Consider the following 26,448-nt stretch of genomic DNA (forward strand, 5'->3'; position numbering starts at 1 on the left):
GTCCCAGAACCTCTCGCCTGAAACCATTGAGGGTGCTCGAATGATATCGATATCAACCACTCACGGGGAGGCCGTTGCCTGGGAAATCGGATCGGCTGCGTTTAGAGAAGGGGAAGTTTCACCACAAAGGCACAAAGAACACAAAGGATAATATGGAAAGGTACAAAATATAAATATTTGTATGAAAAGATAGTGTGTGTTGTTTGTGTCTCTCGAACGCGGATCGCATCAGTCGTCCCTGCTGTTGAAAAATGAGGCGTCCTGCGATACGACGAGATTGGCAAGGAATCAAGAAAATTATGTGTATCCAATCAATTCGAGGTGGGCCTCCGACGGCCGGAGTCGAACGCCAACGTCCTCTCCGGCCCCGAAGACGGATCGACTCCAAGAGACGTCCCGCAATCGGCCTATTGAATTGTGATGAGGCAAGGATATTTAAAGCTTAAAAAATGGGGAATAATTCTAAGTCGCGATCCGGGGCGACCCGGCCAAACCCTCTGCGTTCGGCCGGTCCCGGTCAAAGAAATCGCACGAAGGCCACGCTCGCACTGACCACGGCTTCCGGACCCCGGCTCATCTTCAATGAATTCGTTTGACCTGCCGTCTGCCTACGACTAAGGTCGTTGCCGGCTCGCGTTTCGGATCGCTGGTCCCGTCTCCGATTCGTTGGCCATGAGGGATGCATTTCTAGGGGGGGGCGTGCCTCGGTCGATTGGGCGGGTGACGCGAAGTCCCTTCCTCCGTTTCAACGACTCGATGCAACGAACCTTGATCCGAGGCAGACGCGGCACGGCGCGTCGATGGTCTCGCTGCGACGAGCTCGATCCGGGAGTGCGGGGATATGGCCCGAGTTTGATCCGAGAGATTCCGCCGCTCGCCATCCTGAACCCGGGATGATTCGACGAGGGTTTGATCGAATGCGAAGTCGGATCCACAGTTTTAACGTATCTTTGAGTGAGGTGGAGAGATGCCGAATCGGTTCCTGGCTCGTTGGCTGTATAGCACGACCTTGATCCTGTCGGTCGGCGCCGAGTCGAAGGGTCAAACGGCGCGTGGACCGGTGGTCGTTTATTCGGCCCTCGACCGCGAGTTCGCCGAGCCGATCCTGAAGGCTTATGCGAGCCGGACGGGGGCGCAGGTACGTCCGAAGTTCGACATCGAGAGCACGAAGACGGTGGGCTTGACGAACTTGCTCGTCGCCGAGGCCGCGCGGCCGCGCTGCGACGTGTTCTGGAATAACGAGATCCTCAATACGTTGCGCTTGAGGCGGAAGGGCCTGCTCGCCCCGTTTGTGCCCAGCCGCGCGGCCGACCTCCCCGAGTCCTTCCGCGCCAAGGACGGGACCTGGTACGGCTTCGCGGCGAGGGCGCGGATCCTCATCGTCAACACGAAGCTGGTGCCCGAGGCCGAACGGCCCAAGGGGATCCAGGACCTGCTCGACCCGAGGTGGAAGGGGAAGATCGGGATCGCCAAGCCCCTCTTCGGGACGACCGCCACGCACGCCACCTGCCTCTTCGCGGCCTGGGGCGAGGAGAAGGCCAAGGCCTATTTCCGAGGTTTGAAGGCGAATGGGGTCCAGATCCTTTCGGGCAACAAGCAGGTGGCCCAGGCGGTGGGCTCCGGCCAGCTCGCGTTCGGGATGACCGACACCGACGACGCGATGGGCGAGATCGACGCGGGCAACCCGGTGGCGATCGTCTACCCCGACCGCGACCCGAAGGGCCTGGGCACGCTGTTCATCCCAAATACCCTCGCGATCATCAAGGGGGCCCCCCACGCGAAGGCGGCCGAGGCCCTGGCCGACCACCTGCTCAGCCCCGAGGTCGAGGCCAAGCTCGCCGTCGGCGCCGGGGCCCAGATCCCCCTGCTGAAGAGCACGAAGGTCGAGGCCCGGGTCGAGACCCCCAAGACGGTCCACGCGATGGATGTCGATTTCGACGCCGTCGTCAACCTCTGGGACCAGGTCGCCGCCTACCTCGCCGCCGAGTTCGCAGGCGGCTGATCCACACCCACTATCGGCCTGAGCCCCACGTCCGGTGCCGCCAAGGTCAAGGCCTACAAGAATGAAACGCGACTCGCGTTGATTAATCGGTGGGCCGGCGCGATTCGCATCGGAATTGAGATTATTGATGTCAATTTCACATCTTGAGTTGCTTTGAATTTATTAGCAAAGCCCCAGGTTTCGAAAATTGTAAAAATAAAATATGTTAATATTTCCGAAATAATCCTGGCGATGGGGGTTACGGTCGGTTGCAGGTCCATTTGGCTCCGTGATAGGGCAATCGAGAGAGTCCAAACGATGGCCACTCAGACGAGCCTTCAACGCTCCTTTCCGACTCTCCTACTGATCTTGGCCCCGTTCCGTTGGGTCGGGAAGAGTCGACGCCGGGTCTGGGGCGTGATCCTGGCCGCCCTGGCGACCCTGGCCGCGCCGCCGCTATGGTGGGCAACGCAACTGGTGGGCTTGCCCGACATTGGCGATCCCTTCGACGTGCGAGCCTTCCAGGCCGAGACGATCCCGGACGATCGCAATGCGTTCGTGCTCTACCGCCGGGCCGTCGCGCTGTACAAACCGTTGAAGTGGTCCGATACCTCGGCGAGCATACCGGTGGACCGCGATACGGTCTGGGGCTCGTCGTCTCCCGAGGTTCGCCAGTGGGGTGATGCGAACCGCGAATCCCTGGCCGCGTATCGCCAGGGGGCCGAGCGTCCCGAGGCACTCGACTTGACTCTCCTGTCTCCCTACGGCGGCTTTGTGGAGTTCGATGCCTACCGGCCGTTCCAGCGGCTGCTTTTGCTGGAAGCGTCGCGGCTGGAACAACAGGGCGACATGGCCGGGGCGTGGGGCTGGTATCGTACGTCACTCCGCTCGATCCGCCACATGGGTCAATACAGCAGGAGCTCTCGGCGACTTGCGGCTCAGGTGTGGCATGGTCAGTTGAATCGACGAGTCACCGACTGGGCCGACGATCCGCGTACGACCCCGGCGCAATTGCGGCGTGCGCTCGACGATGTCATTGGGTGCGAACAAATCGTCCCCTCGGATTCTTACTCGCTCAAAGTGGAATACCTCTGGCTCGACCAGATGCTCGGATCGCCGGACTATCCCACGGACCGAATGCCTCCTTCGTGGCTTCGACCCGTCGCGTCTTACCTGACTCCCGAGCGGGTGCAGTCGATCTCCAGGGCCTGGTGCCGCTGGGAACGCGAGCCCGAGCGGGGCCGGCGGGCGTTCCGCCTTGTGGTCGCCAACCGCCTGGCGTTCTACGACCTGCCTCCCGGTCGCAGGCCGGCTCCCGAGATCGATATTCCGTTCTGCGATCTCTACGCGTTCGGGCCCGAGGTCTCGGCGAAGGCCCGCGCCTTGTCGCCGAGGTCCCTGGGCCGCTGGATCGAGTCGTCACGCGTGAGCCGGGAATTGATCGGCCTCTTCAATTGGAGGCGCTTCCAAACCAAGGAATTGGAGAACCACCGCGATCTGTTGATCCTCCTCGGCACCCAACTCTACCGCCGCGACCACGGGGTTGATCCTCCTCACCTGGACGTCCTCGTGGGGCCCTACCTCAAGAGCCTGCCGCCGGAATCTCTGCCCGATGAGTGAAGGCCTGTCTCGAAACCTGTTATTTTCTTAAATAACGGGTTTCTGATGCAAACGACACCGAGAACCCCTTCCGGGATGGCGTCGTGTATTCCCACAGAAGCCCGTTGTTTAGGTAAACAACGCGTTTCCGGTCAACGTGTGAGCCGGCAATGTCGGCGTGCCCGCCTTGCGCTCCAGATCACTCCCTGCAAGGAACGGGCGCCATGTTCGAGGCGTGGATTCCTCTCGAGACCCGAGGATCGTCCGTGGTACGCTCGCGTAGGTTAGGCCCCGTGAGTGTCGGGAGTTCGTGCGCCTCCAAGCCGACCCAAATGTCTTGGGATGGCTCCCGGGGCGAGTTCCCCCTCGAGTTCGGAAGGTTGTCTCAATGCAGATCGAGTCGCGGCTTCCTGGTTCGGGCGTTGGCGTCCCCTGGTTACGCCTGGCATCGGCGATGGTTCTGGCTCTGGTGCTCGGGGCCGGTTGGCATGGTCGAGCCGCGGGGCGGCAACCTTCAGCGGACCCGGCGTCCGATGCGGGGACGGCTCCGGGGACGGCGGGGAAGGACTTGAAGGTCGGGAGCCTGCGCGTCGGGAAGTTGCTGATCCTGGGGAATAGCGTGACGCTGCACGGCCCGGCGCCGGAGATCGGCTGGACGGGTACTTGGGGGATGGCGGCGAGCGCCAAGGAGAAGGATTTCGCGCATCGGCTGGTTGCCTCGATCGCGAAGGAGGCGGGGGGGACGCCCGAGCTGAAGGTGAAGAACATCGCCGACTTCGAACGTCGGCAGACGGACTATGACGTGGCCAAGGAACTCAAGGACGAGTTGGCGTTCGAGGCGGACGTGGTCATCGTCGCGATCGGTGCGAACGCGCCAATCCCGACGACCGATGAAGCGAAGGCCAGGTATCGCTCGGCCTGCAAGGGATTACTCGCCGAGGTCAAGAAACACGGTCACCCAGTCGTGTTCGTCCGGAGTGAGTTCTGGGACGAGCCGGTCAAGGAGTCGATCATGAAGCCGGTGTGCCTCGACGCGGGGGGCGTCTATGTCGACATCGGCGCCCCGGCGAAGGACGGGGCGAACGCCGCACGCTCCGAGCGCAAGATCGACCACGACGGCGTCGCCGGCCATCCGGGCGATCGGGGGATGCAGGTCATCGCCGACGCCCTCTGGGCGGCGATCCGGAAGCACGGGGCGGGCGGGTGATCGATCAGCCTCCCAGGGCCTGGAGTCGTTCGGCGGCGAGCTTGGCCTGCTGCGAGTCGGGATGGTCCGAGATGAGCTTGCGGTAGGCCTTCACGGACGCCGCCTTCTTGTGGGCGCGCTCGAGCCGCAGGGCCTTGAAGAAGTCCTGGGCGGCCCGCGCCTGCTCCGGAGTCGCCGGCGCGGACGCCGACACCTGGCCCTCGGACGACTCGCCGCAACCCCAGACCATCGGGATGGTGACCGCGATCATCGCTGCGAGGAACCCTGTGGGGAGTTGCATCATCGTGGGTCCGCCTGGAGACGGATCGGACGAGTTGACGTCTCGACCTCGAGACGGGCGCAAGCACGTCCTGAATTCAGAAGGCTTACGATACAGGATGCGTCGCCGTGACGCGAGACGACAGGACTTCGGGACGAGCGACCGGGGCGGGCCGAGCCGGAGCGTCGGATGATGGGCGATTTGAGGGGACGACAGGCCGAGTACAACGCCTCGAGCCGCGATCAATGGGACTTGTTCGCCGGCCACCGCGCGAGGGTCTCCGCACTCCTGGGGGCGGGATCAGGGAGCCGATCGAAACGGACTCGGCTCTGCGTCCTGGGTGCGGGCAACGGCAATGACCTCGACCTGATCGCCCTCGCCGACGCCCATCGCGAGGTCCACCTGGTGGACCTCGACGCCGAGGCGCTTGAGCGTGGCGTCGCCCGCCAAGGGGTCGCGGAGCATCCGGCGATCCGGAGGATCGGCGGGGTCGAGGTGACCGGGATGCTCGACGCGATCGGGGCCTGGACGTCAAGGACCACGATCCCGCCCGCCGAGCTCGAGGCCCTGGCCGACTGGCCGATGCGCCGGGTCGGGCTCACGCTGCCCGGGCCATTCGACCTCGTGGCCTCGACCTGTCTGCTCACGCAACTGATCGGTAACATTACCCTCGCCGTCGGCGACCGGCATCCGGAGTTCGCCTCGCTCGTGAAAGCCCTTCGTGTCGGCCACCTACGGCTCCTGGCCGACCTGACGGCGCCGGGCGGGACGGCCGTGCTCATCACCGACGTCGCCTCGTCGAACACGTTCCCGGCCTTGCGCTCGACCCCGGAATCGGCGTTGCCCGGCCTCCTCCGCCGGCTCGCGAACGAAGGGGGCTGCATCCACGGCGTCAACCCCGCGGCCCTCTCGGCAACGTTCCGGGACGACCCCGTGTTATCGGCGAACGTGTCGGGCCTCGAGTTGGTGCCCCCTTGGTTCTGGAACCTCCACGATCGGCTCTACCTCGTCTGGGCGCTCCGGTGGAGACGGCCACGAGCGGCATTCGGGTGAAGCCGTCACGCCGAGACCGAACCTCATTTGACGCGGATCGAGCACGTTGCGTCGGTTTTGGGTAGTTTTCTCCGGCTCGAGACGTTTCACTGGAGGGTCTCGACGAAGGAACGCCGGGGTCAGGGCCGGCGGATACCAAGAATCATGAGGATGATTGATGATCCATTATAAAAAGCGAGACTGGAGCGCCCACCTTTTCGACCTCCGCGGGACGATGACCCACGAGATCGTCGGGCGCGTCTCGGCCTGTGTGGTCTGGTGCGTGGCCGTGGTGATCTTCCACCACCTCATCCGGCCGGTCGACTTCTCGCCGATCGCGCACACGCTGGTCGGCGTGGCGCTCGGGCTGCTCCTGGTCTTCCGCACGAACGCCTCGTACGACCGCTTCTGGGAAGGGCGACGGCTGTGGGGGAGCCTCATCAACGAGACCCGCAACCTGGCCAGGGCCACCCTTGCCTTCGTGGGACGCGACCGGGCGATCTACGAGCGGATCGTTTACTGGACGGCGACCTATCCTTTCGCGACCATGAACAGCCTTCGGGGGAAGTCGGGCCTGGGGCCGGTCGCGGAGCGGCTCCCCAAAGCCGAGGTCGAGGCCGCTCTGGCCGCGGGCCACGTCCCCCTGGCCGTCTCGGTGCGGATCAGCTCGCTCCTCGTCGAGGCGAGGGACCGCGGGGTCATCTCCGACTACGTGGCCATGACCCTCGACGGCAGCGTCCTGAGGCTCATCGACTACCTGGGCGGCTGCGAGCGGATCATGAAGACCCCCCTGCCCTTCGTCTACGTGGTCCACCTGCGCCGGGCGTTGATCCTCTACTGCGCGACGCTCCCCTTCGCCTTGCTCGATACGTTCGGGTGGTGGTCGATCGTGCCGATCCTCTTCATCGCCTACACGTTCTTCGGGATCGAAGAGATCGGCGTCGAGATCGAGAACCCCTTCGGCTACGACGACAACGACCTCCCGCTGGAGCAGTTCTGCGAGACGATCGCGGCGAACCTCCTGGAACTGGTCGGGGAGCCCTCGCCGCCGATCGATGTCGAGATCGAGGCGCCTCCCGACCTTGGACAGGGCGTTCCGAGCCCCGACCCTTTCGTCGTCAACTGACGGGACCTCCGCGAGTCCTCAACGAGACGTTGGGGAGGCCTGAGAGCGGCTCGGCGTCTCGACGATCCCGACGTCGATGTACTGCCCGCCCCCGGTCTGGTGGCAATGGACCGCGAGCAGGTTCTTGCCGGGCCGTAGCGCCGCGCGGGCTTCGTCGGAGATCGCGACCTCGTCGTAGTCGGAGGTGAACCCCCGGAGCCTGTCGGCGAGCACGCCGTTGAGATAGACCTCGGCGTCCTCGTCGTGGTGGACCGAGAGCCGCAAGGCCCCGGTCGCTGCGCCGGGGAGGGTGAACGTGCGGCGGAGCCAGATGTCGGGGGATCGCCAGTCGGACCGGACGACCGATCCCGGGGTCCCTCGCGTGCCGAAGCCGCCGAGGGCCTGGGACCAGGACGAGTCGTCGAACGACTCATGGGCCCAGCCTTCCTGGGGCTTCGCCTCGGTCCGGTTCCAACGGGCCTCGCCGCTCCTCGCGGTCGGCACCACCTCACGCGCGGGCTGGGCCGGCGTCAGGTCGGCCTCGGACGCGTCGATCCGATAGATGATGCCGCGGTCGAGGCCGACCGCGAAGATCTCCCCTTCGGCGTCCAGGCCGAATGACGCGATCCGGTCGGGGGCCCTGCCGATCTCGACGAGCGAAGTGGCGACCCGGTCGCGTTGCTCGAGCGCCCAGACTCGTCGCATCTCGAAGTCGCCGAAGATGTATTTCCCGACCAATGCCGGGTTCTTCGTCCCTCGATAGACGAACCCGCCCGTCACCGATACGCCGACCCGGTGATGATAGGCGAAGACGGGGGGCACGTAGCGGGCGCCTTCCTTCGCGTAGCGGTCGGAGAAGGGGCGAATCCCCTCGAACACGTTCCAGCCGTGGTTCTCGCCGACCCGGGCAATGGTCACCTCTTCATAGAATCCCTGGCCGACGTCGCCGACCCAGAGGTCTCCGGTCGGGGGATCGAAGCTGAACCGCCACGGTTCGCGGAACCCGGCCGCCCAGATCTCGGGCCGGGCCTCGGGGCGGTTGCGGAACGGGTTGTCGGCCGGAATGGCGTACGGGCGGTCCCCCTCGGCGCGGTCGACATCGATGCGGTTGATTTTGCCGAGGAGCGTGCCGAGGTCCTGGCCGTGCCCCCTGGGGTCATTCTGCGGCCCGGTGTCGCCCATGCCGACGTAGAGGAACCCGTCGGGGCCGAACGCGAGGTGGCCGCCGTTGTGGATCTCGGTGAAGACGGGGATCCTCAACACGAGCTTGGACGGCTCGCCCGAGTCATGCAGGCCGTCGGCCGTGGCCTTGCGCTCGACGACCTGCACCGCGAGCCGCCCCCCCTCGCGGGGGACGTGCATCTTGAGGAAGTAGCGCCTGTTGTGGACGAAGTCGGGGTGGAACGCCAGGCTGGTCAGCCCGGTGAGCTCGCCCGGGATCGTCTCTCTCAGGACGTCGGCGAAGAGCGTCCGGCCTCGCGCGTCCCCGCCGATGAGCCAGATGCGTCCGCGTTGCATCTCGAGCACGACCGAGGTGCCGGGGTGCCCCGGCAGCGGCCCGAACCAGACGGGGCGTTGGAAGGGGGAGCCTTCGAGGGCGATCGGGCGGAAGGCGACCGGTGATGTCGCCCGGGGGATGTCGCGGGGATCGACCGCCTCGCGGAGCGACCCCGAGCCCGAGGGCTCGACCGAGACGAGGTAGGTCAGCAGGTCGGCCATTTCCCCCGGCGCGATCGCCTCGTGGAGTCCCAGTGGCATCAGCGAGACCTTGCTTGGTGACTGCTCCTCAATCTCGGATCCGGCGATGCGGACGGTCTCTGTGGCGGAGGTCACGACGTCGACCTCGGTCTCGCTGACCGGCCGGACGAGTCCTTGGAGCACGCGGCCCGAGGCCAAGGCCACGGTCGTCGAGGCGTAGTCCGGGTGGATCTTCGCCGAAGGCTCGAGGATCGCGTCGAGGATCTCCGAAGGGCTGATCCGCCCGCCGCCGAGGCTCGACAGGTCGGGCCCGATCGCCGGCCCCTTCCCTCCCAGCGCGTGGCAGGTGGTGCAACGCGCCTTCTGGGCGTCTTCGAAGAACCGACGCCCTCGGCCCGCGTCGCCCCTCGCCGCGAGCACGGCCCGCCGATATTCCTGCAATTTCGCCCCGTCACCCCCCGTCGCGGCGGGCGTGGCCGTTTCCTGGTTCTGCGCCATCGCGCGGGTGGTCGACAGGAGCAAGACGCTGACGACGAGGTGCCGAAGGATGTCGCCGCGCCTTGAAAATGGCCGACACCCGCAGGCTCGGCGATGGCCCGAGGGTGGTGTTCGTTCGGTTCGAGATTGACACTTCATTGGGATCCCACGGGATGCCCGGAAGTCGATCCGGGTGGTCCGCCGGCGAGATCCGTGGCCATCGGACGAGTTGCGATGGTCTCGTCGAAATGAAGGGGAATCCCGGTCGGCGAATTCGAAAAATCAAAAATATGATAGCCTGGTCGCTCGACACCCTGCCCTTGCTTTCGAGGCTTCGTCGAGGCTTCCGACGGACGCCGAGCGTTCCCCAGGATACGCACCGGCCCCCGTGATGGCAAGCGACGCATCGACGATAGCCCCGGCCAGCATGGACCCTTGAGGATCGCGGAGAATGGGGGCGACAAGACGCTGGTGCGGCCGCGGTTGTCTGCTCGGGAGGTGGGATTCGACGATCGCCACGGACGGCCTCGTCGTCCCTTCCCAGTCTGGTCAGGGGCGGCGAAACGGCCCAGGCGGGGTGAACGCCACGACGGATTTCGTCGAGGGCCGGGAGCGGAGACCCGATCGACGATGGGTCGGATGTTGGAGAAGGGCGCGAGGCGTTCGGCCGAAGACGCGTCGGGGCCCGGCTTCGAGGGGAAGCCGGGCCCGACGGGTGAAAGGATCAGATGAGGTTCATGACGCGATCGGCGAGGCCCTTCTCGCCGAGGATGACGTTGAGCTTGCCGTTGGCGACGAGCTTCTCGAGGACCTCGAGCTCGCGGAGCCGCATGAGCGTCGGGTTCTCGGCGAGGAGCTTGGCCGTGTTCGACTGGCTACGAAGCGCGGCGGTCTCTTCGCGTCGCGTGATGAGGTTGGCCTCGGCCGCCTTGCGAGCCTCCGTGACCTTGTTCATCAGGTCCTTCATGTCGCCGGGCAAGATCAGGTCACGGATCCCGAGGGCGACGACTTCGAGCCCGAGGGCCTGGGCCCTGGGCGCGAGCTGGGCGACGGCCTCGCTCGCGAGCGATTCCTTGTCGGCGAGGAGCGCATCGAGCTCGCGGGTCCCGACCACGGCGCGGAGAACGAGCTGGACCTCGCGGTAGAGGGCCTGCTTGGCGTCGTCGATCGTGCAGACCGCCTTGCGAGGGTCGACGACCCGATAGGTTGCCGCCGCGTTCATGCGGAGCGTCACCTTGTCGGCGCTCATGATCTCCTGGCCGGCGACGTCGAGCGTCGTCTCGCGCAGGTCGACCTCGACGACGCGCACGTCCGCGGCCCCCTTCACGAAGGCCCACGGGCCGGGCTCGAGCGTCTCGGTGTACCGACCGTCGAGGAAGAGCACGCCCACGCTGCTCCGACCCACGGAGCCGACCTCGAGTTGCTCTCGCGACGGAACCGACCGGACGATGACCTTCAGGTCCTCGTGCTCGAACCGAGGCCGACGGGCGTCGAAGACCTCGACGCGGACCTCGCTCGGGCCGTTCCAGTACACGTACCGCCCCGGGGACAGGATCCGCGTGAATCGCCGGTCGACCCAGACGAGCGCCCGCTGGTCGTCATTCAGCTCGAGCACGCTGGCGTCAGCCTTGAGCCCGCCCGACTTGGCGATGAGGTCGAGCTTCGGGTGGACCAGGAACGGCTCGCGCCGGGAGACGACCTCGACGTTCACCTTGTCGAGCGGGTCGAAGAACCGGTGCTTCCCCGCGCCGAGCAGGCCCTGGAACTCCCCTTCACGGAAGTAGAGGCCCGTCTCGTAGCTGTGGATCGTGTACTGCTTGAAGAACAACATCGCGACACCTCCCGGCCGCCGAAAGCGGGCCGGCGCCTCTCAATAGTTCGGCATGAACAATGACGAAATAAAAAAGGTTACCGATCGAAAAAATGCCCTCGAGAGATGGCACATCCGCCGGCCACGCGTCGAGGCGCGGAGCCTCGCGTGAGCCCCCCGGCCCGACGGGTCTTGGGCCGCACGGGTCGGAGCCGACGACCCGGGGCCGAGGCCCCGACCGCGATTCTCCGACCGCGACGACCCCGTCGCCGTCGGCGATGGGGGGCGGAATCTGCGTGCTTCAGGGCGACCCTTCGCGCCGCCCCCATCCGATTTGTCGTGCCTCTTTCGAGGACACGATGGCACGGACGAAGGCCGGACGACGGAGGCCATCCCCCTCGGGCAACATGGTTGAGACGTTATCAGCGTCCCGGTGCGAACCGGTGTTCAGCCGGTTGCTGCGCGTTGTGGACGGGAGTCGAACCCGCAACCCTCAGGTTAAAACCTGATGCTCTACCCGATGAGCTACCACGACCTGGCCCCGCCCCGGTTTCGATCCCCTTTACGGGACACACCTCACCAATCGTCCGAGGACGAGGCGGGTGCGCCGCGGGCCCGACGAGACCAATCGCTTGCTTGAAAGAGACGCCGGTGGGAGTCGAACCCACTTGAACCGGGTTGCAGCCGGTCGCCTGGCCGTCTGGCTCCAACGTCAATCGCTGTTTTGCGATGCTCCTCGTGTACGCACCGAGGAAGACCCGAGGAGTGAGGGGGAGGTTCGCATCCGTCGCGACTTTTTCGACGACTTGGATTTTTAGCCACGGATTGAACACGGATGAAACACGGATAATAATATGTATAGTTATCAACATCTGTAGCGGATTATCGTAGATTAAAAAATTATAATATTGAAATTTTAATCATTTTATGTGTGTTCGGTCCGTGGCTAAAATCGGCCTTCTCCGTACGTTGGTTTCAATAGATCTGGGCGGAAGGTAAGGCCCGTTTGAGGGTCAGGCGGCCGGCTTTCGAGACTTGGGATCCGTCGACGAACAAGATCCGGAGCTCGGCGAGCCCCGAGAGGTGGGTGAGTCCGGCGTCGGTCACGTCGGTTTCCGAGAGGTCGAGACATTCGAGGGTCTTCATGCCGGCGAGATGGACGAGGCCGGCGTCGGTGACCCGGGTCCCTTTGAGCCTCAGGACCTTGAGGCCCGGGAGGGCGGCGAGGCTCGAGAGGCCCGCGTCGCCGACGGCTGTGCGGGAGAGGCTCAATTCTTCAAGGCCGTGGAGTCGGGCGAGCGAGGCCATGCCGGGGTCGCCGACCTTCGTTTCGTAGAGGTAGAGGGCCCGCAGTCGGTCGAGGCCGACCAGGTGACGCAAGCCGGGGTCGCCGACGGTCGTCTCGCGGAGTTGGAGTTCTTCCAGATCGACCAATCCCGCGAGGTGGGCCAGCCCCTGGTCGGTGACCGGAGTCCCGTTCAGGTCGAGTTTCCGCAGCCCCTGGATGGCTTCGAAGCTGGCAAGGTCCGCGTCGGTGACCGGCTGTCCGTCGAGGTTGACGACCGACACCTTGTGCCCAAGCTCCACGCCGAGACGATCCGAGATCCAGCGTGGGAGGACGGTCTTGGGAGCAAGAGAGGGCTTTCCTATGGGATCGTCCTCGCCGTCGAGCTGGACCACCCCGCCCGCCTGCTTGGTCGTCGCGATCGCCCGGCCTCGGCGCTTGGGCTGGTCGGTGACCCGCCAGACCGCCAGGGTCGCGACCGCCGCGAGGACCAGGAACCAACGGAATGAGACCCTCAACGTCGGTCGCCAGCGGGATGCAGTCACTCGCGTCATGGGACGGCTTCCACGGTTTGGGGCGAACGTCCTCGTGCTTCTCCTCTTGTGAATAAGGGAATCTTCGCTCGTTTGACAAGTCGAGTGTGTCGATTTCCCGTACGGGAATGCGTTTTCGGTGCGACGTCGACCGCGGCTTTCAACGGTTCGAGACCTCGGCGACGAGGGCATCGACGATGGCGTCCAACCGCTTCGGGGCGACGGAGCCGAGGAACTTGGCGCGGATGATGCCTCGGGGGTCGAGGACGTAGATCGTCGGGCGGACGAAGGTGTTGTAACGTTCGGCGATCGGTCCGGGGTGGTTGACGTCGCCGCCGTCGCACCAGGACCGCCAGGTGATGCCGTCGGCCTTGAGGCGGTCTCGGAGCTTGGCCTTGTCGTCGTCGCTGTTCACGCCCAGGAGGGCGAACGGCTTGCCCTCCATCCGTTTCGCGAGCGGATTCATCCCTTGGCAGGACCCGCACCAGGTCGCCCAGAAGTCGATGACGACGACCTTGCCTCGGTAGTCGCTCAGGGAGAAGGGTCGATCGTCGACATCCCGGCCCGAGATCTCGGGGGCGGGCTTGCCGACCTGGAGGTTGCGGATCTCGTCGAGCTCGCGGCGAGCCGACTTGCCGGCCGTGGATCCGCCGTCCGCTGCGACGTCGTCGAATTCGGCGATCGTACGCTCGAACGCCGCCTCGGCCTTTTTCATCAAGGCGTCGGGGTCCCTCTCGCGGAATCGTTTGAAGGCGTCCATGTCGGCGCCATTGGCCAGGTAGAGGGCCTCCCACGACTTCGCCGCGTCGGGGTCGTCCGCGAGGAGCCGGACCTGCTCCGACTGGTGCTTGAGGTAGCGTCCCAGGGCCAGGGAGACCTCACCTTTTCGCCCTCGAGGCCGGGTTGAGTCGAGTACGGCGCGGAACAGGGTCTCCGCCGAGGGCGACGTCGAGTGGCCGAGGGCCATGGCCGCCTGGAACGCTCTGGGGCTGTCGGCGTGACGTTTGGCGAGCTGTTCGACGGCTCGCGTGAATTCGGGCCCGTCGAACCCATGTTCGACGACCCAGGCCAGGGCATCGACGGCGGCCCGGTCGTCGGGGGCGGACTCGGCGATTTCGAGGAACCTGCGGGCGTATGAATGAGGCGGATCAATTTGTGGAGGAAGGGTGATCTCATCCGCTGAGGCCCGGTCCGGCTTCGGCTTGTTCTTCGCCGGCACTCTCAACTCACTGAGGTGTTTCCACGCCTGCTCGTATTCCTCGACCAGCGCCCGATACCGGGCCCGTGACGGTGAAGACGTTGCCTTGGCCGACGGTTCGTCGAGGATTCTCCGGGGTGACGTCGCGGCCGAGGTGATTGTCCCAGGGCGCCAGTCATAGAGCATCAGGTGGTTCAAGGGCGACAACGCGATGGTCCGGAGGATCTTGCCTTCGAGGTCGGTGATGAGGATCTTTCCCTGCTTCGTCTGGTTACTCATCAATCCCAGGGCTAGCCGAATCCCATCGGGCGACCAACCGATGTTGACGATCGCGCCAGACTCGAACGGGGGTGAGAGCTCTCGTCGGGACTTGCCTTCGATATCCACCAGATAGAGTCGAGGCTTCGCTTGCGGGTTCCGCGGCGAGAACTCGACGTAGGCCAGGGTCCGCCCGTCGGGAGAGAATCGGCAGAGCGAGAGGAGATCTCCCTTGGCGGAACCCTCGGTGATGTGTCGAACGCCGGTCCCGTCGGGATGGACGATCGTGATCCGGCCGCGATGGCCGGTCGAGGCACGGTCGGTCCGGGTCGCGAGCCAGGAGCCGTCTCGAGAGCAGTCGAGGACCATTTCGGTGTCGGGGATCGGCAGCTTCGTCTTTGCGGAGCCATCGAAGGCGATGCGCCAACTCTCGTAAATCCCCTCGGTCCACTGCCCGCCGACCGGCGTGGTGATGACGACCTGTCGTCCGTCGGGCCACCAGGAGACGACTCCCTTTTGCTCGAAGACCCGTCGCGGGGGTGTTTGGCCCTTCAGGTCATCGACCCAGATGCCTTCCTCGTCCTTCTCGAGCCCTTGGCCGACGCGTGAATAGGCCAGGAACCGGCCGTCGGGCGAGAGGGGCCCTTGCGAGAGCCCCTTCGTGATCGGCCGCCACTTCGCGGTCGCCGGATCGATGGCGATCATCCCCGCCGAGGCGTCGGGGGGAGCTGTGCGCGAGATGTCGGCGCCGAACGCGAGGATCTCACCCCGTTCGGAGGTCGCCGGAGCGGCCGCGTTTGGCGTTTTCGAGGCGGGCGGCTCTTTCGCGATCTCGCCTGCCCTGCCCTCCTGCGCCGGGGCCCCGACGGTCCGATGGGCGAGCATGCCAAGCCCTGAGGTGAGCGTGCCGACCGCGAGGACGGCGGCCATGGTCGCGTTCAGCCTGGTGCGGAACATCATCCTGAGCACTCCTTCGGTGAGCGCGGCGGTCGTCGGGGTGACCCCCGCGGCCACCACTCCGCCCGCCGCGACCCGGGTGGCGACCCGGGTCGTGGAATCGGCCAACGCCTTCGGCACGGCCGCCGAGGTTGTCGCGGCCCAGAGCAAGGCTCCCGCCCGCGCCGACGAGGGGGCGAACCCTCGACGAATCAGGCGATCGCGGAGCCGGGCCCTGCCCCGCGAGAGACGGCTCTCGACCGTCCCCAGCGCGCAGCCGAGTTGCCGGGCGGCAGCCTCATGCGGCATCCCTTCGAGGTCGCAGAGCACGACCGCCGCGCGGTATTTCTCCGGCAGCCGCGCGATCGCCTCGTCGATCGCCTCGAGCCGCTCCGCCCGATCCGGGTCAGGCTCCGGGGCGGTCGCGGCGACGGCCTCGACACCCACGGTTTCGCGTGCCGATCGCCGGGCCGAGGTCGCCCTGGCCCTCGCGGCGACCTTCCGGCTCACGCCGTAGAGCCAACGCCCGAGCGAATCGTCCCGGACCTCGGAGGCCTTGCGGACGAGGATCAGGAACGTCGCCTGGAAGGCGTCGGCCGCGTCGTTGGGGTCGTCCAGGGCGCGCCGACAGACGCCCCAGACCATCGGCCCGTGCCGACCCATCAGGGCCGAGAACGCCGCCTCCGACGCCGCGTCACGCCCCTTCCGGAACCGTTCGAGCAACTGGCCGTCGCTGAGTCCCGCGGCCGTCCCCGCCCCAAAGAGCGCACCGACGTCGCGGTACACCGCGGATGGTTCTCCTCCCGACATGGCCTTCAGGTCCCTCGCCCCGGTTCGTCCTCACCCTAACTTGCACGAAGCCGAGGAAACCTTCCCGCTTTTTTCTCGAGGATGTCTTTCGAAACCCGGTGTTTTCTTCAACACCGGGTTTCTGCCGCCGAAAACGCCGACCCCTCTCCCCGAACCGCCACCACACTCCTTCGAAATTCGATTTCGGAGACATGTCGCTGATCACTACCGAGGCCTTGCCGGAAGAGGGCTTCACCACAAATGCACATAAGTACAAAAAGAAATATCGAAGCGGGTCCGAAGCGGATTGGTTCTCTCCGGCTCCTCGCCTTTGTGCCTTTGTGGTGAAATCCTCACGCAGTGAGAGCCCGGTGGAGATCAGCGAGGATTGTCCGAGACGTTCCAGAGGCGTATGCCTCCCGAGTGGTCGCCGACGGCGAGTTTCGAGCCTCGGGGATCGAAGGCGACGGCGTTGACGGGGGCTCCTGAGCCGGCGCCGAGGTTGAGGTGCTCATCCCCGGTCTCGGCGTCCCAGAGTCGCACGACGCCGCCGACGCCGGCCGCGGCGATGGTCTGGCCGTCGGGGGCGAAGGCGAGCCCGCGGAGTTCGCAATCATCTCCCAGGATCGTGCGGACTCGTCGCCGGGAGGCGACGTTCCAGATCGTGATCGACCCCTGTTTGTCTCCCGAGGCCAGGAGGCTCCCGTCGGGAGAGAAGGCGGCCGTGGCGACCTCTGTGCCGTGCGGCAGCCTGCCGATCTCGCGGTTCGTGGCGGTCTCCCAGAGACGCACGGTGGCATCCTCCGAGGTCGACGCGAGCGTCCGGCCGTCGGGCGAATAGAGCACCGACCGGATCTTGTCGGAATGCCCCAGGAGTTCCCCCTTCGATGTCCCTCGGGTCACGTCCCAGAGCCGCACTATCCGGTCGACTCCGCCGGAGGCGATGGTCTGGCCGTCGGGGCTGAAGGCCAGGCTGCGGACGCCTCGTGCGTGGGTCCAGGGGGCCATCGTGGGACGTCGCGTCTCGACGTCCCACAGCGTGATGTTGTCCGACCGGGCGAGGCTCCCCGAGGCCAGGGTCCGCCCGTCCGGGCTATATGCCAAGGCGCTCACCGTCGAGGTGTGCCCTTTCCAGGCCTTCAGCTTACGCCCCGTCTCCGCGTCCCAGAGCTTGATGGTTTCGATCGTGTTCATGTCGTCGCTGCCCGTCGCGAGGATTCGGCCGTCGGGCGAGAAGGCCACACTCCAGACCTCGCGACTGTCGCCCGCCAACGAGATCGACGCTCCCCGTTTGGGCACGAAATTCCAACGACGTAAGAACCCGCCGCTGGAGACGAGCAGTGAACGGCCATCCTCGAGAAAGTCCAGGGCCGAGTGGGAGGCCAGGATCTTCCGGACCGGAGGGTTCAATCGCCACCTGATGTCCTCGAGGTTCCACAAGATGACCTGATTCTTGACCCCCAGCGCCGCGGCCGCTCCGTTGGGCGAGAATCGAATTCGCGTCTCTCCGGGTTCGAGCTCCCAGGGCTTTCCTGGCACTCGGGGGTCGAGGCACTCCGTCCTTGCCCTGTCGAACTCGTGCAGGGCGAGGATGCCGAAACGATCCATGGCCGCGATCTTCGACCCGTCGGGCGAGCTCGCCATGGCCGTGGTCGGCCGCCCGGGGCGATGCGTCCCCTCGCGGCGCCTCGCGACGTCCCAGTACCGGATGGTCTCGGAGGGGTCGACCCCGGCCATTCGCGTCCCGTCCGGGGCGATGCAGAGCGGACCTTTCAGGGGCGTCGAGAGCCGCAACGCCCGGATGACGGTCCCGCTCGCCGTGTCGAGGACCGAGAGCGTCTCGCCGCGGCAGACGATCGCGGTCTCCGTGTTGGGTGCGAAGCCGGCCGCGTCCAGGCCGTCGAGGGACCAGAGGCGACGGATCTGGCGGCCGCGGATGTCGAGTTCCCAGACTTGAATCGTCATCGCCTCCTCTCGCGTCCACGTCACCGCACCCAGTCGCCGGCCCTCCGCGAAGAAGGAGGTGTCGGGCTCGCAAGACAAGGGGTGCAACGTCTCGGAGGGGGGGAACGGGAATCGGACGAGCCGCCGGCCCGTGGACGTTTCCCACGTCGAGACGACGAGATGGGGAGCCTTGCCCGACCGGTCGAGGTGGATGGCCGACAGGCGGTCGCCTCGGTTCGAGAACACGAGTCGTTGGACGGCGGGCGCGTCCTCGGCGAGCAAGCTGAGGACGCGGTTTTCGGTCAGGCACCAGAGCCGGATCCGTCCTCCTCGATCGGCGGTGGCGACCCGGCCGTTGGGTCCGAGCGCGACGGAAGCGAGGTCCCAGGGGATGGTGACGACGCCATCGGGGCCGATCCTCGGCCTCACGTCGCTCGCCGGGTCGATGTTCAGGTCGTACTCGAAGAGCTGAACGACCTCGCGGGTTGCTTCCCGGTACAGCACCTTCCAGGCGAAGCGCCGAGGTTCGTCGCCCCGTCCCAGGGTGGCCGCGTTGTTGAGAATATCTTGGGCTCGTTCGGGCTGGCCCGCCGCCAGGGCCTGGCCCGAGAGCCGAAGGTTCGCGGCGAAGAGGTGCCTGTCAGAGAGCCGACGTTGCTCCTGGACGGCCTGCGACTCGTGGTTCGCGCGAGCGACCTCTCGCTCGAGGACGCCGTTGTAGTGGCGGATCCACGAGCCCCACCAGAGCACCAGGCTGAGCAAGGACGAGGCTGTGAGCATCCCGAAGATTCCGACCACGGTGGCGACGGGGTGCCGTCGGCACCAGCTCCGGGCCCTGGTCCAGGGGCGGGGTGCGCGAGCGTGGATCGGCTCGCCGACCAGGTATCGGTTGAGTTCGTCGGCGACGTCCTTCGCGGAGGGATACCGTCGCCCCGGTGCCTTCTCCAGGCACTTCAAAGCGATCGTCTCCAGGTCTCGGGGCAGCCAATTGCGGAGGATTCGGGGACGAACCGGGTCGGCTTCGACGACCAGTCGCAGCGTCTCGGTCGAGGTCCGGCCCTGGTAGGGGAGCCGGTCGGTCAGGAGTTCGTAGAGGACGACTCCGATGGCATAAACGTCGGTCCGGACGTCAACACCATCCGAAGACCCCGAGGCCTGTTCGGGGGCCATGTAGGGAGGAGAGCCGAGCCAACCGCCGGGGCGGGTCTCGGCGTCCATCACGTCGTCATTCGGGTCGACGCCCAGGAGTTTGGCCAGGCCGAAATCCGTCAGCCGAGGCAAGAGCTTATCGCCGTCGTCGACCAGGATGACGTTGCTCGGCTTGATGTCGCGATGCAGGACCCCACGGTCGTGGGCGTGGTGCACGGCCTCGGCCAGTTCGGCGACGAGCTGGGCCGCGAGCCGAGACGGCACCGGCTGCTCCCGAGCCTGTCGCCAGGCGGCGAGGGTGGGGCCGGGGCAATAGGTCGAGACCATGTAGACGACCCGCTCCGTCTCCTCCACCTCGAGCAGCGGGACGATATTCGGGTGGTCCAGCGATGCGGCGGCCCTCGCCTCGCGGACGAATCGACGTCTCATCTCCGGCGTGAAGATCACCTCGGGTCTGGGGGCCTTCAACGCCACGAAACGACCGGCGACCGGGTCTCTCGCGAGATAGACGACCCCGAACCCCCCGCGCCCCAACTCTCCACGGATCTCGAACCGACCGACCTGGTCCGGAACCGAGTATCGCTCGGAAGTGGCACGCCAATCGAGGTCGGACTGCAGGGCCTGGAGAGCCTCGGAGTCGTCGATCAACCCCGAGAGGTCGTCGCGTCGCGATGCGTTCACAACCGCGCCGGAGTGGCTTAAGGGCGAGCGAGCGGAGTCGAGAGACGGCGGGCGAGTCTCGCCCGTCGACTCATCCCCGCCCATGATCGGTCTCCAGGGCCGTCTTGAGCTTCAACAACGCCCGCGACCACCGTTTCCGCGCCGCGTCGTTGGAGATATCGAGCCTGGAACCGATCTCGTCGAAGTCCAGTCGGTCCCAATAGCGCCAGATGAGGACGTCTCGGTAGCTCTCGGGGAGGCTTTTGACTGCGACGAGGACCGCCTGCCGCTCCTCGGCCTTGACGGCGTGGCCGCTGGGCGAGGTCGAGGTGGTGGCTGCCTGGAAGGCCTGGTCGGCGATAGGGGACCTGGCGTCGAGCGAGAACTCGCGGTCGATCCGTCGTTTGCTCCGGCGCCGGAAGTGGCAAGCCGCGTCGGAGATCCGCCGTTGCAGGATCGTGCGGAGCCACGAACGAAAGGTCGCCATGTTGGAGCCGCGAAACCCTTGGATATTATGGTAGGCCGCCAGGAATGTATCCTGGACGACGTCCGAGACGCCGACCTTGGCCCGCAAATCGTTCCCCAGGGCGGCCCCCGCCACGCGATGAAGCTCGTTTCGACAGGACTCGAAGGCGACCCCAAACGTTTCGGCGTCCATCTCGGCGGGAAACGTTGGTCGCTTAATGACATCCGAGCTATCGGGAGAGATGGTGGGCGAGTCGCTTCCCATGAGAAAGCCCTTTCCAGGTCGGCAGGCCAACCTCAAGCATGCGAACGCCGAGGACGCGAGAGTCGCATCGACAACGAGCCTGCCCGGGTCGTCTTAGGAGGCTTAGGGGGTTACGGCGAAACGATATTCGTCCGCCGAGTGTATCTTATGAGAAAACTTGGCGATCGAAAAAGGAAAAATGTGTCCGGAATCCGTTCGTTTGGCCGCCCATGGCTCTCGGGATATCCTGAATTGGCAGGCCCTTGAAGAGACTCGAGCAAGCAAAGACGGGTCTTCGGCTTTCGCGGGAGAAACGTGCTTAATATCGCGTGTCGAGTGGCAATGTTATGAAGCTTTCTATTGAGATCGACGATAGGATTGTTGAGGATTTCTTGCGAGAGCTTTATGCCTATGTCGCCTTGTATCAGGTCGAATCCTCATCATTTTTATGGGCGCAACCCTCCTAGGAAGGGGCGCGTATGCTGGTGGAGATGTGGTGGAGGGAACGTTCGATTCGCGTGGACACCCGGATGCCACATTTTGTTCTAACATATTAATTTATTTAGGCGATAAAAGAGTGTTAAGCAGTAGATGGGTGTTGTGTAATTGAATATCTATGGATGTGCGAATGCCGATTGATGCGACACCGGGTCATGCGTCGGGGCGGTCGCGTGATCTCGTCGCCAGCGTCGGGGTGGGGTTCGATGCCGACACGAGGATGGGTTTGTTATGACCGTTGATTCAGACGCCGCTCGAGATCGCAGCGAGGTTGGACGTCGAAGATCCGAGCGATCGGCTTCGATGCTGTCCTTCCTGGGCGTCGCGAACCTGCTCGTGATGGGAGGACTTTGGTATCAGATTCGATCTTGGCGATCAGGCGATTTCGCGCAGGTCGCGAGGCACGAGGCGGCGGCGGTCATGAGGTCGGCGGACGAGCGTACGAAGGCGTTATGGTCTCGCCTCGAGGATTTCGACCGCGCCACTTCGGAGGTCCTCGATCGGGTCGGCCAGGCGAAGAACCGGGTGAGGTTCCTCGACGCCGATCGGGCGAATCTCTCGCGCGAGTTCGAGCAACTCGTCCGGGATGTGGCCTCGGCGCGAAAGGATGTCGAGGCGCTCGGGACGGATCAACGACGTCGACAGATCGAGGTCGTCAACATGCTCAACGGGCTGTCCCCCGACTCGAAATCATTGATCGCCAAGATCGACGGCCTCGAGACGCAGCTTGCGGAGTTCCGCGCGAATGAGTTGAAGGTCGTGACCCTCACGTGCTACGTCTTCTCGGCCTTGCATCGCGACACTCCCCCCGGCGGCGACCTCCCGCTCGGCCACAAGATGCCGAAAAAGCCCGGTCATGGCGTACTGTTTCTCGACGGGGAGAGCGGGATCGCGGTCCTCGACATGGATTGGGTGCAGGAGAACTTTCGCGTGAAAATCAAGAAAGTCGTCGACGTCTGGTTCGACAACGGCCTGCCATCAAGGGGGTACGCCGGCTTCTTCAGTCAGGGGGATGTCGACGTCCGATACTCCGGCTCGACGCCCCCGAAGGACGGCGGCGACCTATTTGTTGTGCATATTTTGTATAAATAGGCACGTGAATCTGGCTCGAAATCGAGACCTGACGCCTCGCAGACCATCGAGCCGGATCGTCGGCGGTGGGATCGGGCTCATCCGTGTTCGACGAGGATCTTCAACAGGGCGTCGTGGTCGACCGGCTTGACGAAGTGGTGGTCGATGCCGGCCTGCTTGGACTTCTTGCGGTCCTCGTCCTGGCCGTACCCGGAGACGGCGATGATGACGGTGTCGCGGTACCGGTCGTCTTCGCGGAGTCGCTTGGCGACCTCGTAGCCGCTCATGCCGGGGAGGCCGATGTCGAGGAGGATGTAGTCGGGCTTCTGGGCCTGGGCGGCGTCGACGGCGGCGGGGCCGTCGTGGGCGGTCCGGACCTCGTGGCCGAGGAGCTTCAGGAATCTCGCCATGCCCCGCGCGGTGTCTTCGTTGTCGTCGACGACGAGGACGCGACGCGTGGGGCGTTCGACGGGGGCCGAGGGTTGCGCGGGGCCTCGAGGCTCGGCGGCGGGAGCCGCGGCGGGGAGTTGGACGGTGAACTCGCTCCCCTTGCCTGGCCCCGGGCTCCTGGCGGTGACTCGGCCGCCGTGGAGCTCGGCGAGGGATTTGACCAGGGTCAGCCCGATGCCGAGCCCTCCTTCGCTGCGGGCGAGGGTCCGGTCGCCCTGGGCGAACAGCTCGAACATCTCGGGCAGGGTCTCGGGGGCGATGCCGACGCCGTTGTCATGCACGACGAAGACGACGTGGTCTCCCTCGACGCGGGCCGAGAGGCCAAGGCTGCCGCCGCTCTCGGTGTACTTGGCGGCGTTCGTCAGCAGGTTCACCACGATCTGCTCGAGCCGGGTCGCGTCGGCCATGACCCAGAGCGGCCCCGCAGGAAGGTCGAGGGTGAGCTCGTGCTTCCTCTCCTCGATGAGCGGCCGGACCGACTCGGCAGCCGTCTTCAGGACCGGGCCGGCGTCGAGGAGCGTCCGTTTGAGGGTGATCTTGCCTCGGGTGATCCGGGAGACGTCGAGCAGGTCGTCCATCAGCCGGGAGAGGTGCCGGACCTGGCGGTCGATGACCTCCTGCGACCATTCGCGGCCCTCGCGGTCGTCGGTGCGGCGGGCAACCTGCACGGCGTTGGAGATGGCCGAGAGGGGGTTGCGAAGCTCGTGGGCGAGCATCGCGAGGAACTCGTCTTTCCGCCGGTTGTTGACCTGGAGCGTCCCATAGAGCTCGGCCGTGCCGATGGCGGACGCCGCGAGGTTCGAGAGCGCCGTGGCGACCCGGAGGTCGACCTCGGAGAACTTGTGCGGGCTGCGATAGTAGAAGACGAGCGTTCCGGTCACCTCTCCGCGCACTTTCAGGGGGACCGCCAGGAGCGAGCGGATCCCCTCGCGCTCGTAGGCCCGCTCGCGGTCGCCGAGTGCGGGGGTGGCCAGGACGTCCTCGGCCACGATGGGCGAGTCGGACATCTTCGGCGTCTCGGCGAGGACCCGGATCGACTCCTCCTGGTATCGGCTCGATAGTCCCGAGCCGTGGGCGATCCCCCAGCGCCCGGAGGAAGCCTCGTACCGCCAGACGGCATACGCGTGGGCCGAGATCAGGCGGCTCGAGAGGTCGAGCACGGCGGCCAGGACCGAGCGGAGCTCGAGCGAGGCGCTCAAGGTGCCGGAGGCCTCGAGGAGGATCGTCAGTTGCTGCTCGACGCTCCGGTGGAGATTCAGCGCTTCTTCTCGCCTCCGCGCCGCCAGCTCGGCCTCGGAGAAAAGCTTGGCGTTGTCGACCGCAAGCGCGACCCGAGAGGCCAGCTCGTGGGCGAGCTGGAGGTCGTCCTGGCCGAATCGGCGCGAGGACTCCGAGACGATCAAGGTCAGCGTCCCGAGGGTCCGACCCCGGGCGATCATCGGCACGATGAGCAACGACTTTGGGTTCATGGCGCGGAGCAGATCCAGGTGTTCCGCATCCTGGGCGCCTTGGACGAGCTCGTCGTCGGTGATCTCGCGACGGAGCGAGGGTTCGCCGGTCCGCAGGACGGCCATGAGCCCCGTGCGGTCCTCGGGACGAGGTGGGTAGCGTTTCCGGTACTCGTTGGCGAGCGATACCATCGAGGGGTCGCGATGCGTGACCATGAGCCGGCGGAGCTCGCCGTCCTCGGTGAGGAGGTCGAGCCCGCACCAGTCCGCGAGGTCGGGGACCAGGAGCTCGGAGACCTGCGCGAGCGTCACCTCGTAGTCGAGCGACGAGCCGAGGATCCGGCCCGCTTCGGCCAGGAGCCTCTGTCGCTCTTCGCCGAGCTTTCGGTCGTGGATGTCGAGGCAGGAGCCGATGTAGCCCGCGAATTCGCCGACGGCGCCGTAGAGCGGGATCCCGTTGTGGATGATCCAGCGATGCTCGCCGCCCCGATGCCTCAGGCGGTACTCCATCGTGAACGGGGCCCGCGCGTCGAAGCGGGTCGTGTAGACCTCCAGGCACCGCGCGAGGTCGTCCGGGTGGATCCCCTCGGCCCAGCCGTCCCCGAGCTCTTGCTCCATGGTGCGGCCGGTGAACTCGAGCCAGGGCTTGTTGAACCACGTGCAGCGCTTGTCCGGGCCCGAGGTCCAGATGAGCACCGGCGCGTGGTCGGCAGTCAGTCGGAACCGGCCTTCGCTCTCACGAAGTCGGTCCTCGGCACGCCTCCGTTCGGTGACGTCGGAGCTGACCCCGAGGAACCGAGCGGGCTTGCCGTCGTCGCCGAGATAGACCGTCCCCTTCGAGGCGATCCAGCGGTACGAGCCGTCGCGGCGGGCGGCTCGGAACTCGGCGGAGAACTCACCGCCGCCCGTGACGGCCGCGTCGATCCGGCAGAGCGTCTCGGCCAGGTCCTCGGGATGGATGAGTCCCAGCCACGCCGGGCCGTCGTCACTGACCTCTCCCGGGTCGAGGTCGAGGAGGGTGAAGACGGCCTCGGAGCAGGCGAAGTTGCCCGTCCGTAGGTCCCAATCCCAGGTGCCGATGTTCGCCGAAGACTGGGCGAGCCGGAGCCGCTCCTCACGCTCCTCGAGCTCGACCTGGGCCCGCTTCCGGTCCGTGATGTCGCGCGAGACGATGACCGCCCAGGCGTTCTCGCCCCGGTCGTCCCGCACCGGGGTCACGAAGTACTCGAAATGCCGGACGCCCCCCGCGCCGGGGTAGCTGACCTCGTGGAGCTCCGAACGTCCCGAGGCGAGGACCCGCTCCCGCTGCCGGTCGACGGAGTCCATGACGTCGGCCGGCAGCCCCAGCTCTCTCCACGACCTGCCGACGATCTCCTCGCGGGACAGCCCGAGGAAGCGGGCGGCCCCCTCGCTCGTGAGGACGTAGCGCCCTTCGCGGTCGAAGAGGTAGATGTGGTCGACCGACGTGCTCAGGACGGCGTCGAGCATCCCGACCTGGCGCCGCGTCGCCTGCTCGGCCCGCTTCGCGTCGGTGATCTCCGTCGTGACGAGCACGAGCCCTTTGCCGGAAGGATACGTGCGGTTGTCGTACCAGCGGTCGGACGAGGTGTCGTAGAACTCGAAGCGGACGGGGACCTGCTCCGCGATCGAACGCCGGAGCTCATGCTCGAGGCGGCTCCCGGCCATGTCCGGGAAGACCTCCGAGAGCGTCCGGCCGAGCAGCCTGTCCCTGGGGATCCCGCTCGACCGGACCATCCTGTCGTTGACGTACAGGTAGCGAAGGTCGCGGTCGAGGATGAGGAACATGTCGTTGACGGTCGAGAGGACGTCCTCGAGCCGCTCGCGAGCGTCCCAGGCCGAATGGACGGCGGCCCGAGTCCGCCAGAACAGGTCGAGGAACATCCGCACCTTCGACCGGAGGATTTCCGGGTCGACCGGCCCGATCATGCAGTCGACCGCGCCGAGGGCATGAGCGTCCCTGACCGAGAAGTCTGGTGTGTTGTCACGCTCGGCAAGGAAGAGGATCGGCGTGTCCTTGGACCGGTTTCGGCCTCGGATCATCCTCGCGGCCTTAATCGCACAATCGCCAAGCGAACGGACGTCGATCAGGATGAGGGCGAATTCAGTCTCGTCGAGCGGCTCGAGCGCCTCCTCGACGCGCCGGACACTGAGGATTTTGGCCTCGATCCCCGCGAGGAGCCGGCCGATCGAAGCCGATTCCATGGGCGCGTCCTCGACCGCGAGGAGGTCGACTGGCGCGTCCTGTTGGCCGCTGATAGGCGATCCGCTCGGCTTCATCATGCGTGGTCAGGGAATTCGTTCGTTCGGTCGGGGGCTTCGCCGTGCCCAAAT

14 protein-coding genes and 2 tRNA genes are annotated in these 26,448 nt (G+C 65.8%); 6 read left to right on the plus strand and 10 right to left on the minus strand.

Annotated elements, in window-relative coordinates; translation table 11 throughout:
- Window positions 1-967: 967 nt before the first annotated feature.
- From ACYOEI_RS33855 to ACYOEI_RS33865, 3 genes are all read left to right on the plus strand, one after another.
- On the plus strand, window positions 968-2,002 hold the full coding sequence (locus tag ACYOEI_RS33855; protein ID WP_462854536.1) for an extracellular solute-binding protein: 1,035 nt from the start codon (window positions 968-970) through the stop codon (window positions 2,000-2,002).
- 297 nt (window positions 2,003-2,299) lie between these two features.
- Window positions 2,300-3,601, plus strand: a complete 1,302-nt coding sequence (locus ACYOEI_RS33860; RefSeq protein WP_462854537.1) for a hypothetical protein — start codon at window positions 2,300-2,302, stop codon at window positions 3,599-3,601.
- 367 nt (window positions 3,602-3,968) lie between these two features.
- On the plus strand, window positions 3,969-4,787 hold the full coding sequence (locus ACYOEI_RS33865; RefSeq protein ID WP_462854538.1) for an SGNH/GDSL hydrolase family protein: 819 nt from the start codon (window positions 3,969-3,971) through the stop codon (window positions 4,785-4,787).
- 4 nt (window positions 4,788-4,791) lie between these two features.
- Here the strand turns inward: ACYOEI_RS33865 and ACYOEI_RS33870 are convergent, their stop codons facing one another.
- Entirely contained in the window at window positions 4,792-5,070 is a 279-nt protein-coding gene (locus tag ACYOEI_RS33870; protein ID WP_462854540.1) for a tetratricopeptide repeat protein, read from the minus strand.
- Window positions 5,071-5,235: 165 nt separating this feature from the next.
- Here ACYOEI_RS33870 and ACYOEI_RS33875 point away from each other — a divergent pair, with 165 nt between their 5' ends.
- Together ACYOEI_RS33875 and ACYOEI_RS33880 are read left to right on the plus strand one after the other, a co-directional pair.
- Window positions 5,236-6,099 carry a hypothetical protein gene (locus ACYOEI_RS33875; RefSeq protein WP_462854542.1) on the plus strand — a complete coding sequence of 288 codons (864 nt, stop codon included), beginning with the start codon at window positions 5,236-5,238 and terminating at the stop codon, window positions 6,097-6,099.
- 157 nt (window positions 6,100-6,256) lie between these two features.
- The gene (locus tag ACYOEI_RS33880) at window positions 6,257-7,204 is read left to right on the plus strand and encodes a bestrophin family protein (RefSeq protein ID WP_462854544.1); all 948 of its coding nucleotides are present in this window, start codon (window positions 6,257-6,259) and stop codon (window positions 7,202-7,204) included.
- Window positions 7,205-7,222: 18 nt separating this feature from the next.
- On the opposite strand, the gene ACYOEI_RS33885 is transcribed toward ACYOEI_RS33880, so the two are convergent.
- The 8 genes from ACYOEI_RS33885 to ACYOEI_RS33920 all read right to left on the minus strand — a co-directional run bounded on the left by ACYOEI_RS33885 (window position 7,223) and on the right by ACYOEI_RS33920 (window position 20,578).
- Complete coding sequence (locus ACYOEI_RS33885; RefSeq protein WP_462854547.1) at window positions 7,223-9,379, minus strand: PQQ-dependent sugar dehydrogenase; 2,157 nt, start codon at window positions 9,377-9,379, stop codon at window positions 7,223-7,225.
- 703 nt (window positions 9,380-10,082) lie between these two features.
- The gene (locus tag ACYOEI_RS33890) at window positions 10,083-11,189 is read right to left on the minus strand and encodes a slipin family protein (protein ID WP_462854548.1); all 1,107 of its coding nucleotides are present in this window, start codon (window positions 11,187-11,189) and stop codon (window positions 10,083-10,085) included.
- A 442-nt stretch (window positions 11,190-11,631) separates the two neighbouring features.
- A tRNA-OTHER gene (locus ACYOEI_RS33895) sits at window positions 11,632-11,703 on the minus strand.
- 108 nt (window positions 11,704-11,811) lie between these two features.
- Window positions 11,812-11,882 (minus strand) — tRNA-Cys (locus tag ACYOEI_RS33900).
- A 261-nt stretch (window positions 11,883-12,143) separates the two neighbouring features.
- Entirely contained in the window at window positions 12,144-13,007 is an 864-nt protein-coding gene (locus ACYOEI_RS33905; protein WP_462854549.1) for a leucine-rich repeat domain-containing protein, read from the minus strand.
- A 139-nt stretch (window positions 13,008-13,146) separates the two neighbouring features.
- Window positions 13,147-16,188, minus strand: a complete 3,042-nt coding sequence (locus ACYOEI_RS33910) for a sigma-70 family RNA polymerase sigma factor (protein ID WP_462854551.1) — start codon at window positions 16,186-16,188, stop codon at window positions 13,147-13,149.
- Window positions 16,189-16,545: 357 nt separating this feature from the next.
- A complete protein-coding gene (locus tag ACYOEI_RS33915; protein WP_462854552.1) occupies window positions 16,546-20,025 on the minus strand; it encodes a protein kinase domain-containing protein in 3,480 nt (1,159 codons plus the stop codon).
- Window positions 20,012-20,578 (minus strand): sigma-70 family RNA polymerase sigma factor, encoded by a 567-nt coding sequence (locus ACYOEI_RS33920; RefSeq protein WP_462854553.1) that lies wholly within the window; start codon window positions 20,576-20,578, stop codon window positions 20,012-20,014. The genes ACYOEI_RS33915 and ACYOEI_RS33920 overlap by 14 nt, the downstream gene beginning before the upstream one ends.
- A gap of 852 nt (window positions 20,579-21,430) precedes the next feature.
- On the opposite strand from ACYOEI_RS33920, the gene ACYOEI_RS33925 reads away from it, so the two are divergent.
- On the plus strand, window positions 21,431-22,219 hold the full coding sequence (locus ACYOEI_RS33925; RefSeq protein ID WP_462854555.1) for a hypothetical protein: 789 nt from the start codon (window positions 21,431-21,433) through the stop codon (window positions 22,217-22,219).
- A 77-nt stretch (window positions 22,220-22,296) separates the two neighbouring features.
- On the opposite strand, the gene ACYOEI_RS33930 is transcribed toward ACYOEI_RS33925, so the two are convergent.
- A complete protein-coding gene (locus ACYOEI_RS33930; RefSeq protein WP_462854556.1) occupies window positions 22,297-26,319 on the minus strand; it encodes a PAS domain S-box protein in 4,023 nt (1,340 codons plus the stop codon).
- Between the last annotated feature and the right edge of the window lie 129 nt (window positions 26,320-26,448).

The sequence above is a fragment of the Singulisphaera rosea genome, assembly GCF_054877945.1.

Excerpts from the sequence above, each read along its gene's own strand:
- ACYOEI_RS33915 (WP_462854552.1), bottom strand. The coding sequence starts at position 20,025 with ATGGGCGGGGATGAGTCGACGGGCGAGACTCGCCCGCCGTCTCTCGAC.
- ACYOEI_RS33910 (WP_462854551.1), bottom strand. The coding sequence starts at position 16,188 with ATGTCGGGAGGAGAACCATCCGCGGTGTACCGCGACGTCGGTGCGCTC.
- ACYOEI_RS33880 (WP_462854544.1), top strand. The coding sequence starts at position 6,257 with ATGATCCATTATAAAAAGCGAGACTGGAGCGCCCACCTTTTCGACCTC.
- ACYOEI_RS33865 (WP_462854538.1), top strand. The coding sequence starts at position 3,969 with ATGCAGATCGAGTCGCGGCTTCCTGGTTCGGGCGTTGGCGTCCCCTGG.
- ACYOEI_RS33920 (WP_462854553.1), bottom strand. The coding sequence starts at position 20,578 with ATGGACGCCGAAACGTTTGGGGTCGCCTTCGAGTCCTGTCGAAACGAG.
- ACYOEI_RS33890 (WP_462854548.1), bottom strand. The coding sequence starts at position 11,189 with ATGTTGTTCTTCAAGCAGTACACGATCCACAGCTACGAGACGGGCCTC.
- ACYOEI_RS33855 (WP_462854536.1), top strand. The coding sequence starts at position 968 with ATGCCGAATCGGTTCCTGGCTCGTTGGCTGTATAGCACGACCTTGATC.
- ACYOEI_RS33870 (WP_462854540.1), bottom strand. The coding sequence starts at position 5,070 with ATGATGCAACTCCCCACAGGGTTCCTCGCAGCGATGATCGCGGTCACC.
- ACYOEI_RS33875 (WP_462854542.1), top strand. The coding sequence starts at position 5,236 with ATGATGGGCGATTTGAGGGGACGACAGGCCGAGTACAACGCCTCGAGC.
- ACYOEI_RS33885 (WP_462854547.1), bottom strand. The coding sequence starts at position 9,379 with ATGGCGCAGAACCAGGAAACGGCCACGCCCGCCGCGACGGGGGGTGAC.
- ACYOEI_RS33905 (WP_462854549.1), bottom strand. The coding sequence starts at position 13,007 with ATGACGCGAGTGACTGCATCCCGCTGGCGACCGACGTTGAGGGTCTCA.
- ACYOEI_RS33860 (WP_462854537.1), top strand. The coding sequence starts at position 2,300 with ATGGCCACTCAGACGAGCCTTCAACGCTCCTTTCCGACTCTCCTACTG.
- ACYOEI_RS33930 (WP_462854556.1), bottom strand. The coding sequence starts at position 26,319 with ATGGAATCGGCTTCGATCGGCCGGCTCCTCGCGGGGATCGAGGCCAAA.
- ACYOEI_RS33925 (WP_462854555.1), top strand. The coding sequence starts at position 21,431 with ATGCTGTCCTTCCTGGGCGTCGCGAACCTGCTCGTGATGGGAGGACTT.